This is a genomic window from Endozoicomonas sp. (assembly GCF_051008435.1).
In the GTDB taxonomy this organism is placed as follows: Bacteria; Pseudomonadota; Gammaproteobacteria; order Pseudomonadales; family Endozoicomonadaceae; genus Endozoicomonas_A.
Genome location: NZ_JBPCXO010000314.1, coordinates 1 through 12,416 on the forward strand (window position 1 = coordinate 1; position 12,416 = coordinate 12,416).

Sequence of the window (12,416 nt, forward strand, 5' to 3'; positions counted from 1 at the left end):
CTGAAGGCTCTTATCCGGCTGAAGGCTCTTATCCGGCTGAAGGCTCTTATCCGGCTGAAGGCTCTTATCCGGCTGAAGGCTCTTATCCGGCTGAAGGCTCTTATCCGGCTGAAGGCTCTTATCCAGCTGAAGGCTCTTATCCAGCTGAAGGCTCTTATCCAGCTGAAGGCTCTTATCCAGCTGAAGGCTCTTATCCGGCTGAAGGCTCTTAAGACTATCGGACTGACTCATCTACGGCTTCCTTGGTCTGTTTTTTATTATTTCCCGAAACCATTTTTCATCACCTCGCACTGATAAAAGCTAACGAAGAGTGGCTCCACTGACGTGATACTGTTCAGCTCATGGCTTTTTCGCCAAACAATTATACCCATCACCCTTGGAGATGTGAGGTTATTGGCTGCTCTCGCTCACCCCAATCACCTACTGTTCGTAGGCTCATGGGGCTTCGTTCGTTTGCCGCCTACTCACATCTTCAATGGTAACGGGTATAGACGGTTCAATAATTGGCATTGTCATCTTCGACCCTCGAGCCAGCATCGTCCATCAAGACTAAAGCCATACCCGTTCACAAATGCGGTAAAAGCCAGTACTGACAATACCTGCAGAGCTGTTTCTTTACCTTGAAACTTAAGTCGACCAACTTATTTCAATCCTTCTAAACCGATTACGCCGCATGGTCCATTTAGAGGATGTGACTAGTTATCGGGCTTGTTTCAATTTATTAATCGGGGAACCCGGAGGCTGTTGATTCACAGTCGACACCTCAAAGCTAATCTGCCTTACAGCTTTCTATTCGTATGTAACCGGCTGTGGGCATGCACTGGAGACAATAATAATGATCGATAAAGAACAGATCAGAAAGCAGCTGTTTGAGCGTGCCCAGGAGCTGGTACCGGTTCTTAAAGAAAGAGCGACAGAAGCAGAAAAGCTCGGCGTACTGCCAGAAGACACCATAAAAGACTTCCAGGAAGCCGGTTTTTTTAGAATCCTTCAACCTTCCAAGTGGGAAGGTTATGAACTGACGCCTTTTGATTTCTTTGAAGTACAAACCAAATTGGCTGAAGGCTGTATGTCATCCGCCTGGGTACTGGGCGTAGTCGCTATTCACAATTGGCAGCTGGCCCTGTTCGATGATCGTGCTGCCCAGGATGTCTGGGGAGAAGATACCAGTGTACTGATCTCCTCTTCCTATATGCCCGTCGGTAAAGTTGAGCATGTTGAAGGGGGCTTCAAACTGAGTGGCCGTTGGGGCTTCTCTTCTGGTTCCAAGCACTGTGACTGGGCTTTCCTGGGAGCAATGGTGCCCCCTAAAAATCCTGGTGAAGCTCCAGACTACCGGACCTTCCTGGTACCTCGCTCTGATTACGAGATCCTAGATAACTGGAATGTTATGGGTCTGCAGGGCACTGGCTCCAACGACGTTGTGGTCAAGGACGCTTTTGTTCCTGAATACCGCACTCACCGTTCTCTGGATGGCTTCATGCAGAACAGTCCGGGCAATGCTGTGAACACCGCCCCTCTGTTCAAACTGCCATTTGGCCAGATCTTTGTTCGCTCCGTATCGTCTGCAGCCATTGGCGCCCTGAAAGGTGCAGTAGATGATTACATTGCGTTCAACCGCAACCGAATTGCTCTGCATGATGCCAAGAACGTTGCCGAAGATCCTGTGGCACAACAGGCTGCTGCAGATGCCCTGAGGGTTTACCATGAACTGAAGGCAGTGATGTACAGAAACTTCGACATCATGACGGAACGCGCCGAAAAGGGTGAAGAGCTAACGATTGAAGAGCGTGTTCAATGGCGTTATGACTCAGCAATGGTAGCGACGCGCTGTGCCGATGCCGTCACCAAGCTTTACCTGAGCTGTGGGTCTGCAGCGATCCGTCAGGATCATCAGGTGAACCGTGCCTTCCGTGACATTCAGACAGGCCGAACTCACGTGGCCAACCAGCCGGAGAAGTACGCGCGAAATTATGGCGGCGTGACCTTTGGTCGTGAAACCACAGACTTCTTCCTGTAAGCAAATCACAATAAACCATTAAGCCGACGTACTGTCGGCTTTTTTATTCCCTGATGATCGTGAATCGATACACTTTGTCTGCTGCTGTTACCAATGCCGATAAACCTTCAGGCCCACCAAAGGCAATATTGGTCAGTTGCTGTGTGTCTGGAAAATCCATTCTGTAAAGGGGCACCCCCTCAGCATTAAAGACGCCCAGAGCTTTTGGCCCTGTGACCCAGAGATTACCCTGCAGATCAACGGCCATACCATCAACCCTGGGTTTTTGATTAACCTCCGGCGGCACTTTGGCAAAAAAATGTTTGGGCCCGGGGAGACCCGAATCGTCCAGTGCAAACTGATAAACAACACCGCTAGCACTGTCTGATACAAACAAACGCTTCCAGTCTTTGGAAAAGGCAATCCCATTAGGTTTAGTTAAATCCCCAACCATTAGCTCCAGGCGACCAGAATGGCTATTAAAGCGATAGACCCCCCGCACAGGTTGCTCTTCTTCTGCTTTCTCGGGTCCGCTTCCCGTAATGCCATAGACTGGATCGGTGAACCAGATGTTCCCGTGTTGGTCAAAAGCCAGATCATTGGGACTGTTTAGCTTTGCCTTGCCATAATGAGTCGCCAGGTCGACCAACTTCCCTTTTTCGGTAATGCCCATCGTCCGGTTATGGCGCGCACTGATAATCTGCCCACCCGCATTGATAATATTGCCATTGGCATAACCACTGGGAGAAATAGTGCCGATTTTTACGCCATTATTGGTGTACTTGTAGAGGGTATTGGCAGGAATATCACTAAAAACCCAGTAACCATCTGGATTCCAGACCGGTCCTTCTGTGAACTGAAATCCAACAGCCATCACTTCTACCGCCGAGACTTTAAAATCCGGCACATCCACTGGACTTGCTTCAACTCGCAGCAAGATCAGTATCAGAAGAAACGGCCAGAATCTCATTCATTCCACCTCAAAGATACGACCATTCTGTATGCCTAAAATAGATTTTTTATAGGACTGTGCCACCGTGCTGGCGGGTACCGGAATAAAGCCGGGAAAGAAGTCGCCATAAGGAGCAGTGGACTCTTTCAGTACGGTAGGGCTGACGCAGTTAATACGAATACCTCGGGGCATTTCCAGAGCGGCGGCTTTGACAAAATGATTGACGGCACCGTTAATCGTGCAGGCACTGATGCCTTTGAGAATGGGTTCTCGAGCGATAATGCCACTGGTGAGAGTGATGGAGCCGTTATCACTGAGAGCATCGAGGGCATATCGCACCAGATTAATTTGCCCCATCAGCTTACTATCAATACCCTGCTGCCATTCGGCTAACGTCATGGCCTGCAAACTGTTGAAAGCAACACTTCCTGCAGTGATAGCCAGAGCATCAAACCGGCCCAGGGATTTCAGCAGCTCCCGGATGGAATCTTCTGACGTCATATCCACCAGATAATCCCCTCGGCTATTGCCTACAGCGATCACCTCATGATCATTCTGCAGCGCATAAACCAGGGCTGAACCAATAGTTCCGGTGGCTCCGACAACTACGACTTTCATGACTGACACTCCGGATAGAGAAAGGGCTTTCCAGAGTGTAATGCAGGATTTTGATTCTGCCTTATTCAGGCAATAACAGACTGATAGTAATAAACACCCTCAATCAGGCTGCGCTTCATTCTGCCCTGATTCATCATGTAATTCAGGTGGGCAATACACTCCCCCATTCCCATCATCATCTCCGCCCCTTTCAACGGTCTATTGAACAAAGGTTCAATCAAATCCAGGGCAGGAACAGGCTCCCTGCAAAGATCAGCCAGCCGGTCAACATTCTCTTGATGATGATCGATCATCGCCTGCAACCGGCTATGCAAACCCAGAAAAGGTTCATTGTGGGCAGGTAAGGTAAACGTATCTTCAGGCAGCTGTTTCAACTGCTCCAAAGTCTCCAGAAAGGCTTTCAAGGCATCGGCTTCAGGCTCGGTACTGTTAACAGATATGTTCGGGGTGATTTTCGGTAGAACCTGATCACCTGAAATCAGAATACCGAGAGATTCACAATACAGACAGGCATGTTCAGGGGAATGACCATAACCGACAATGATACGCCACTCCTGCCCCCCGAGTGATAAAGTTTGACCATGCTCCAAGCGACGAAAACTGCCGGGCAGAGGCTCCACCATCTTGCTGATACCACTGGTGCCTTTTCTTAACTGTTCCAGCGCCTGGTCATTCAGCCCTGCTCGCTCAAAGAAACGAATATAAGCATCTGAATGCCCTGCAGAACTCATGTATAAACGTGTAGCCAGATACTCGGTCCGGGTCATCCAGAGATCGGTCTGCCACTTTTCTACCAGCCAGCCCGCCTGTCCTACATGATCCGGATGAAGGTGAGTAACGATAACGCCTTTAACCGGCAAGCCTTCCAGTTCGTTCTCAAAAATTGTTTCCCAATGATGCCTGGTCTCCTTTCCCCTGAGCCCGGTATCAACAATAAACCAGCCATCATTGTCTTTAATCAGATACAGATTGATGTGATTGAGCTTCATGAAAAGCGGCATTCTCAGCCATTTGATGCCGGGAGCGACTTCAATGGTTTCTCCAGGTTCCGGAGACCCCTCAATCGGGTAGAGTAATTCTGTCATAGGCTTTTTCGCACTTTATTATTATGAAAATACCGCTATTTCGAGCTCTGTAGCCATTTTCATGGTTCCGGGTTAGCGGCATTTCCGGCTCATGGCTGTTTAGTATGAAAATACAGCTCTATCAGAGCTCTGCGGTCATTTTTACGTCCGGGGGGAGCCGCATTTTTTGCTCATGGCTGTTTGCTTTTAGATCGGTGCAGACTAAAGCCTGATGTCTGACCAGAGACAAAAAAGGCTGGACAGATTTTCATCTGCCAGCCTTTTTTGTCAGACACGTGTCAGGAATTAAGCCAGTTTTTCCAGATACTGTCTACGTACTTCGTGTTTAAGCACCTTTTGCATGGCGTTGCGTGGCAGAGGTTCGCTGGCTATATCAACATACGCTGGCACCTTGAACTTAGCCAGATGGCGGCTGACGTGTTCTTTCAGAGCGTTCTCGGAAAGGTCTGAATCCTGCTTGAGTCGCAAGGTCACTGCCAGCTCTTCACCCCAACGCTCATGAGGTACCCCAAATACAGCACACTCATCAACACCGGTATGGGCATTAATAATCGCTTCCACTTCGACGCAGTAGATGTTTTCACCACCCCGAATCACTACATCTTTTTTCCGGTCACAGACATAAACCAGACCATTCTCTCCCAGGTAACCAATGTCACCACCATGCAACCAACCACCAACAATGGTTTCACCAGTGGCTTCTTCCTTACCCCAGTAACCATCTACAAGGGTTGGTCCCTTGATGCAGATTTCACCGACTTCACCCACAGGCAACTCTTTACCCTGATCATCAACAATCTTGATTTCGGTGACCGGATAGGGAAGCCCGACACTGTCCTTGTTCTCAAGGTAGGTGGGACCCGTATTCAGAGTGGCAAACATGTTGCATTCCGTCATGCCATAACCAGTACCTGCGAAGTTATCCGGAAAAGCTGTCAGAATGTCTTTCACCAGTGTTTCAGGTTGGGCAGCGCCGACTCCGGTCATATTAAAAATACTACTTGTGTCGTATTTGTCGAATTCAGGGTGTTCCAGCAGATCCCAGATCATCTTGGCGGCACCGGAAAGAGTCCCCACACCTTCTTTTTCGATGAGTTTCAGTGCGTCTTCTGGATCCCATCTGGGTTGCATGACCACTTTAGTGCCATTTTTCAAAGCACTGAATATGACCGTTAAAAGACCACTGCCGTGGAACAGAGGCAGTGAGAGCATGATAGCGGTAGGCTTGGCTCTTGCTATCAGTTTTTCAACGGTTTTAGGATGCTGGGAAGCCACCATCATGCCGGCCATGGAGCCACACATAACCGCCTGACCCGCAGCCCGATGGGAGGTTAATGCCCCCTTGGGACGACCGGTAGTACCCGAGGTATACATAATATATGCGGAATCATCTGTACTGATTTCAACCGCTTGCTCCGCCACCGTTGAATCCAACAACTGATTCCAGGACAGGACATTTTCGGGAAGCTTACCTTCAACTCTGACGGCAACCGCCTGAACGCCCAGATCTGAAAGCTTGTCAGACAATAAATCCAAACGACGACCATCGAGAAATGCCAGAGAAGCACCAGAATCAGTCAGGCCATACTCCAGCTCATCGGCTTCACCCCAACTATTGAGTGCGACCGCTATGGCGCCGGCAGAGGTAACCGCCATAAAAGCAATTACCCACTCCGGACAATTGCGCATGGCAATTGCTACACGATCGCCTTTCTTGACGCCCTGTTGAACAAGGCTGGCAGACAGTTTCTGAGAAAGCTCAAATACTTCTCTGAAGCTATAGGTTTCATCCTGATATACCAGAAAGGGAGCATCACCAAAGGCAGTGACACTCGTCTGATAAATTTCTGTCAGGGTGACAGGTGCATTCTTGAAGCTTTTGTACTGGATTCCGTTAATCTGTGTGTCTTCCATTTCAAACTGACCACCAGGTTGGGTCAGCCCACTAATTACTGCTTTCAATGCGGCAATGGATTGGGACATCTTTTGGTTATCCTTTGTTATTCTGTTTTTTCGCCATGGGCATTCTTTTGTGCGCTATAGGCCTGTTTTTTACTCCAGCTCATTGCCACCTATGATCACTTTCCTGCGAAAACAGGCAATGGCAAATCCGGCCATTTTTTACCGTTCTAATTTCTCCCTGGATAAAAAACCTGCACACCCTCTGAAACTTCTCCCCAATTTCTGCACTTAAGACTTGCCAGAGGACAACTTTCGTTTTTATAGTAACGCTATAAAAACAACACCACAGGAAGTCAAAAATGATTAAAAGGTCTTTGTTTCTGGCTGGTACCAGTTTGCTGATGGTTGCTTGTAGCCCCACTCAGCAACCTGAAGCATTAAAAACAGCCGAACTCACTGCTCCAGCTTTCATTGGTAGCCCCGCCACCCCTAAACCTTTTGAAGGTAAGCCTGCTGATAACCTGTTCATGGCCCCCCACAGCAAAAGCACTATGCACAGTGACGGGTATAACTCTGATGTCCACAGTGCCATGGGACCACTGGGTATCAACCCACAAATGACAACCCGAAGTGGCTCCAAACTACCAGGAGGCATGTGTGCCACCGTCACCTTCGACCAACAGGGCCAACTCGTAGCACTCTGTGCTTCTCTGGTGGGTTTCGAACTCCAGCTTCTGGCACCACGATCACTGGAACTGCTGGCACGTTATGAACTGCCCTCAAGACCCAGCAGTTTTCAGGCACTGGTGAAAAGAGATCGAGACATCATCATGTCCGATACATCAGGGGGCGCATACTATTATCTGGACGACAAAGATCGTGTTGTACTGGCCGACAGCACACAAACCATTATTCGGGTAGGCCACACTCAGGATGAACAGGGCAACTGGTCGTTTAACCTTGAGAACAGCTGGGATCTTAGCAAGGATGTCCCTAACGACTGCATGGACTGGGGAAACTGGTTTCCCAGTGACGAGTGCGATCCTATCACCGCCGTTATGCCCGACAGCAACGGGCTGATCTGGTGGGTCACCCGCTATGGTCGCATCGGCACCCTGAATCCTGAAAACGGAAGCATTAAAGGCATTCGACTGGATAATGAAGAGATACAGAACGGATTTTCAGTCGACCAGAACGCTGTTTATATTGTCTCTGATCACGCTACCTATAGTATGAAAGCAGGAGCCGATGACAGTCCGCAAACCCTCTGGAAAGAGACGTATGATCGGGGCAGTGCCCGCAAAGTAGGTTCTATTAACCAAGGTTCAGGCACCACGCCAACACTCATTGGTGATCAATACATTACAGTCACTGATAACGCCGATGAGAAAATCAACCTACTGGTCTACCGTCGTGAAGCCAACTTCGAAGGTGATCGCCTGATCTGCAGTGTCCCTCTTTTCTCGGCTGGCCAGTCCTCTACTGATAACTCAATGATCGGATACGGACGATCCATCATTATTGAGAACAATTTTGGTTATACCAATGCCATGGAACATAAAGACTGGAAGGCTGTTAAAGGCGGCATCAGCCGTATTGATATCCGGGAAGACGAGTCAGGCTGTGATACCACCTGGACCTCTTCTGAAAAAGCGCCATCTGTGGTACCCAAGCTGTCCTCTGCCAATGGGCTTGCTTACTTCTACACCTTTGAACCTCAGGAAGGAGCCGAAGATGTGGCCTGGTATCTGATGGCCCTGGACGCTGAGACCGGGAAAACCACCTTCAAAATTCGTACGGGAGCCGGGCAACAGTTTGATAATAACTGGGCTCCTATCTCTATTGGCCCTGATGGAACTGCCTATATAGGCACCCTCAATGGGATTCTGGCCATATGGGATGACAATCGACACAGCCCTGAGCGGTAAGAATAATCGGACAATAAATGTTCTGAATTTCAGGCATAATGAATCCTTCATTATGCCTGACCCAGGAGGCTGGCCGAGAATAGACAGCCCATCCTAAAACCCAGAAAGAACGGTCTGTTTTTCCGATGAATTTGCTTAAATAGGTCAACTATTCGCACAAATCCATCGAAAAAACAGCCTCGTTCTACTGAGTTTTATGCTCGGGCTCTATTCTCGGCCAGCCTCGCAGAACATTAGAAGGCAAAGGAGTGAGCATGCCCAGACCCAGGGTGAGAAACCAGATCATTGTTGCAGCCCGTTCATTGCTGGATTCAGGCGGCATCAAAGCAGTCACTACCAAAGCCGTTGCCGAGCACGCAGGCGTCACAGAAGCCAGTGTTTTCAATAACTTTGGTGATAAAAGTGGACTGATTCAGGCAATTGTTCGCGAAGCCATGCCTGAGCAACAGGCCCTGACTCAGTGTATCGAAAGTGATTTTGATGAGTTAGAGCAGTGGCTGGAAGATGTTTTCAAACACTCTATTGTCTATTTCCGCACTATTTTACCCATGACAGCTCCATTCTTGTCTTCTCCACAGAAGAAACACGACAACCCTCAAGGCTTCTATCCGCCCCGTCTGGCACTCTTCCGTCGCTTTCAGACACTTAAGGCAGAGGGACAACTTTCAGAACGTTTCAACCCAAAATTAGCAGCCATGATGCTAATGGGTGCGGCCATGCACACCGCCACAACTCAGCTGACACTTGGATCCAGTGATTTTGATGAGTCTGTTGCAGGCAGTGAACTGATCCACACTCTGGGTATGACCGTAGAAGCAGAGGAATACTGATTTCCTCTGCTCATCCCGCAGACCTTCATTATCCTCCCTCCTCAATTTTGGCAGCTCTGCTAACACGGTTGTCAGTGTGTCCTGCTCTAATCGGAAATAAACTGATTTCATCGAGTATTTCTGGTCGAAGGAGGCGGACATGGAACCAACGCTTTCTGTTCAAAAAACGCAGGGCTTTTCTTCAGTTAATCAGCCACTTTGTAAGGCTGAGAACTCTGCCCATGCCCGGTATATTGATAAGAAAGTAGCCAAACTAGCGCAGAAAAGTCGTCATTTTCAGACAAAGCCTCAGCAGACCAGCTTGCAAGCTTCTGACCCTTCCAGAGAAATCACCGTTGCTTCCCGTGAAGAAGTGACACCAAGGGTTCTGAATTATTTTTCTGAAGGAGAACGTACCAATTTTAACTGCCAGGCTTCAAGAAGACGAGCGCAAGGAGTTGAGCTGGTTGAATATCGGCACTTATCCTATGCCTATGCTACGGGACAATTTGGTCGAACAACCACCAGATTTAAACCCATTGCCAGTCTGGGTCAGATTGCTGCAGCAGGCTTCATCCCGGACGATGAACAGTTGAATAGGAAGTTTCTGCATGGTCGGAGCTCTAAGGATGCTCTGTACTTCAGTCCAAGTACCTTTACTGAAACCCTCTGTCAGGTCGCCTCAGAACTTAAAGAGAATGATAAGAAAAACTATCTGCTGTTTACAGCCAGCCATGCAATGGCTATCCGTTTCACATTGAGCCCTGAAAAAGGTTTAGTGATCTTTTTCTATGACCCTAACGATACACTCAGACACCGAAAGATCGTTGTAGCTTCTACTGAAGATTTGAAATCTGTTTCTATTGACGATTTTATTCCGGAAAAAGAGAAACATTTATATTTTCCGCAAGATCAGCAAGCAGGCTGCCTGCTCAGCATCAGAACCAGCACTCAACGAGATGACTGCCGAGTAAGATCTACAGCCCAACCCACAGAAAGTCTCTGCCAGCTCATGTTAACCCACGGACATTATGGTCATCCTGATACCTGTGCACCTTCAGACAAAATTCAGAGAGCAACCATGCCGTTCAGTCCTATTGGTTTTTTGGAAACGCTCAAGCACGATCACCTGGAGGCTTTTAACAGCTACATAGACAATATCCTTAACTGCGAAGATCTCAGTGATTCAGAAAAGGCAGAGCAATTGGCAGCACGAGCAACACATGGAACTCCAATGCTTGCTATGGCTTTGAAACTTCTTAAAAAAGATGTCTACAAGTCCTTCTTCCACAAAGTTATGAATAGCAATCTCAGTAAAGCAATGAAAAAGGAAGTCTTGCACGCAAAAAACGAGGGTGGAGACTCCTGGCTCTATACAGCCATACATAACGGAGGCAATCAGGCTATTTATGACTATGTACGACTTATGTCAAATAGCACGCTTGAGGATAACACCAAAAAAGAACTGCTTTCAGGCATGAACAGATACAACCGGGCCGCTATATCTTCAGCCATTGTGGACGGAAAAAAAACAACGGCAATCAGTTATGTCAGAGCTATTCTGAGAAGCTCTCTCAGTGAACACATTAAAAAAGATCTCATACTTGAAGCTACTCCAGCGTTGAACATAGCCTTGCAGAAAGGAGATGCATCAACCTTCATTTCATTAGCGGTGGAACTCCAGATAGCTGACATGGATGACGAAACAACCCAGGCAATACTTGCAGCAAAAGACCGTTATGGTAAACCCGGGATTGTTGCGGCCTATGACCATGGCAAAGACGCGGCAGCCGAAGCAATTATACGCCTCATTTTAGACTCCGACCTGAAAGGCAAAGCAAAAGTAGAGCTGCTCTCCGGGAAAGATCAAAAGGGTGTCCCCTGGCTATTTACCGGGCTGGAACGAGGATATTCTGAGGCGGCAATCGGCGGTTACGTTAAATTAATTTTGAATAGCCATCTCTCTCCAGAAGAGAAGAGAGAACTTTTGATAGCAGAACACCCAGATGGCAGGGAAGGCTTGGGTCAGGCACTCAAATACCATCCAAAACTGGCTGATAAAGCCTATGTTCAACCCGTTCAAAGCAGCAAACTCGACAGTTCATTGAAGCAGGTTCTAACCATCCAGGCCAGTGAAAAAATAGCCAGCCCCGCTGCTAAAAACTCTTGATGATGGGCACTGGCAGCCCCATAAAAGTAAACACAATATAAAAAGTACCCTTCGTATACTTTTTTGTCGTACACTACTCCTGCCATTAAGACCTTTGCCTTAATGCTACTCCAGCATGACAGAGCAAAAAGAAGAATAAAAAAGCAAACAGGAGTCTCTCTATGGCCATGCAAGGTAATGTAGTGCTGATCACAGGTGGTGGCAGCGGTATGGGAAGGCTTGCAGCTCAACGCTGGGCCAAAGCTGGTAAACAGGTTGCCATACTGGATATCAATGAAGCAGGCCTTCAGGAAACCGCCGAAGGATTCAACACGATTCATCCATTCGTTGTCGACATTACCGATTTTCAAGCGGTAAAGAAAACCGTTGAAGAAGCCGAATCAAAACTGGGCGCCATTGATCGTTTATATAATTGTGCTGCCATCATGCCACTGGGTAAGTTATTGGAGTTCAGCCCTGAACGAACCCGCCAGATGATGGATATAAACTACAATGGACTGGTTAATGTCACACACGCTGTTTTGCCAGGCATGATTGCCAGAGGCAAAGGGGACTTTATCAGTTTTGCCTCCATGGCTGGATGGGTTCCCATGCTGCTTACGGGGGCTTACTCTGCCAGCAAATTTGCAGTAGCCTGCTACTCCGAAACCCTCTATCACGAGAATATCAACTCAGGTATCCGGTTCGCTTGTGTCTGTCCACCGGCTGTTGCCACGCCATTACTCCAACAAGGTAAAGAAACCGCGTGGCCAAAAATGCTTCAGGAAGGTGATGATCCGATTGCTCCGGAAGAAGTGATTGACGCTATTGAGAAAAGCATCGATAAGAATGAATTCTGGGTTTTCCCCAACAGTGCCGCCCGATGGGGCAACCGGGTGCGCAGAATGTTCCCGGGCGCACTCTGGAAGCATGTTCATAAAGTAGAAGGCTGGTAAGTTATCAAATAACTTTCT

At 48.2% G+C, this 12,416-nt stretch carries 10 protein-coding genes; 5 read left to right on the forward strand and 5 right to left on the reverse strand.

Going from position 1 to position 12,416, the window contains the following annotated elements; all coding sequences use genetic code 11:
* The coding region (locus tag ACR2PX_RS15830; protein WP_434000323.1) for a hypothetical protein at window positions 1-231 on the reverse strand (231 nt) is incomplete at its 3' end.
* 604 nt (window positions 232-835) lie between these two features.
* On the opposite strand from ACR2PX_RS15830, the gene ACR2PX_RS15835 reads away from it, so the two are divergent.
* Window positions 836-2,020 (forward strand): flavin-dependent monooxygenase, encoded by a 1,185-nt coding sequence (locus tag ACR2PX_RS15835; RefSeq protein WP_434000324.1) that lies wholly within the window; start codon window positions 836-838, stop codon window positions 2,018-2,020.
* A gap of 43 nt (window positions 2,021-2,063) precedes the next feature.
* Here the strand turns inward: ACR2PX_RS15835 and ACR2PX_RS15840 are convergent, their stop codons facing one another.
* From ACR2PX_RS15840 to ACR2PX_RS15855, 4 genes are all read right to left on the reverse strand, one after another.
* Complete coding sequence (locus tag ACR2PX_RS15840) at window positions 2,064-2,969, reverse strand: SMP-30/gluconolactonase/LRE family protein (protein ID WP_434000325.1); 906 nt, start codon at window positions 2,967-2,969, stop codon at window positions 2,064-2,066.
* Window positions 2,970-3,569, reverse strand: a complete 600-nt coding sequence (locus tag ACR2PX_RS15845) for a short chain dehydrogenase (RefSeq protein ID WP_434000326.1) — start codon at window positions 3,567-3,569, stop codon at window positions 2,970-2,972.
* 65 nt (window positions 3,570-3,634) lie between these two features.
* The gene (locus ACR2PX_RS15850; RefSeq protein WP_434000327.1) at window positions 3,635-4,654 is read right to left on the reverse strand and encodes an MBL fold metallo-hydrolase; all 1,020 of its coding nucleotides are present in this window, start codon (window positions 4,652-4,654) and stop codon (window positions 3,635-3,637) included.
* Between the two features lie 285 nt (window positions 4,655-4,939).
* The gene (locus ACR2PX_RS15855) at window positions 4,940-6,637 is read right to left on the reverse strand and encodes a class I adenylate-forming enzyme family protein (protein WP_434000328.1); all 1,698 of its coding nucleotides are present in this window, start codon (window positions 6,635-6,637) and stop codon (window positions 4,940-4,942) included.
* Window positions 6,638-6,915: 278 nt separating this feature from the next.
* Here ACR2PX_RS15855 and ACR2PX_RS15860 point away from each other — a divergent pair, with 278 nt between their 5' ends.
* The 4 genes from ACR2PX_RS15860 (at window position 6,916) to ACR2PX_RS15875 (ending at window position 12,398) form a co-directional block, all read left to right on the forward strand.
* Complete coding sequence (locus ACR2PX_RS15860; protein ID WP_434000329.1) at window positions 6,916-8,484, forward strand: hypothetical protein; 1,569 nt, start codon at window positions 6,916-6,918, stop codon at window positions 8,482-8,484.
* A 254-nt stretch (window positions 8,485-8,738) separates the two neighbouring features.
* The gene (locus ACR2PX_RS15865) at window positions 8,739-9,314 is read left to right on the forward strand and encodes a TetR/AcrR family transcriptional regulator (protein ID WP_434000330.1); all 576 of its coding nucleotides are present in this window, start codon (window positions 8,739-8,741) and stop codon (window positions 9,312-9,314) included.
* A 139-nt stretch (window positions 9,315-9,453) separates the two neighbouring features.
* Complete coding sequence (locus ACR2PX_RS15870; protein WP_434000331.1) at window positions 9,454-11,463, forward strand: ShET2/EspL2 family type III secretion system effector toxin; 2,010 nt, start codon at window positions 9,454-9,456, stop codon at window positions 11,461-11,463.
* Between the two features lie 161 nt (window positions 11,464-11,624).
* A complete protein-coding gene (locus ACR2PX_RS15875; RefSeq protein ID WP_434000332.1) occupies window positions 11,625-12,398 on the forward strand; it encodes an SDR family NAD(P)-dependent oxidoreductase in 774 nt (257 codons plus the stop codon).
* The last annotated feature ends 18 nt before the right edge of the window (window positions 12,399-12,416 follow it).

What these genes read in the sequence shown, in the direction of transcription:
- ACR2PX_RS15835 (WP_434000324.1), top strand. Translation starts at nt 836, where the DNA reads ATGATCGATAAAGAACAGATCAGAAAGCAGCTGTTTGAGCGTGCCCAG.
- ACR2PX_RS15840 (WP_434000325.1), bottom strand. Translation starts at nt 2,969, where the DNA reads ATGAGATTCTGGCCGTTTCTTCTGATACTGATCTTGCTGCGAGTTGAA.
- ACR2PX_RS15845 (WP_434000326.1), bottom strand. Translation starts at nt 3,569, where the DNA reads ATGAAAGTCGTAGTTGTCGGAGCCACCGGAACTATTGGTTCAGCCCTG.
- ACR2PX_RS15850 (WP_434000327.1), bottom strand. Translation starts at nt 4,654, where the DNA reads ATGACAGAATTACTCTACCCGATTGAGGGGTCTCCGGAACCTGGAGAA.
- ACR2PX_RS15855 (WP_434000328.1), bottom strand. Translation starts at nt 6,637, where the DNA reads ATGTCCCAATCCATTGCCGCATTGAAAGCAGTAATTAGTGGGCTGACC.
- ACR2PX_RS15860 (WP_434000329.1), top strand. Translation starts at nt 6,916, where the DNA reads ATGATTAAAAGGTCTTTGTTTCTGGCTGGTACCAGTTTGCTGATGGTT.
- ACR2PX_RS15865 (WP_434000330.1), top strand. Translation starts at nt 8,739, where the DNA reads ATGCCCAGACCCAGGGTGAGAAACCAGATCATTGTTGCAGCCCGTTCA.
- ACR2PX_RS15870 (WP_434000331.1), top strand. Translation starts at nt 9,454, where the DNA reads ATGGAACCAACGCTTTCTGTTCAAAAAACGCAGGGCTTTTCTTCAGTT.
- ACR2PX_RS15875 (WP_434000332.1), top strand. Translation starts at nt 11,625, where the DNA reads ATGGCCATGCAAGGTAATGTAGTGCTGATCACAGGTGGTGGCAGCGGT.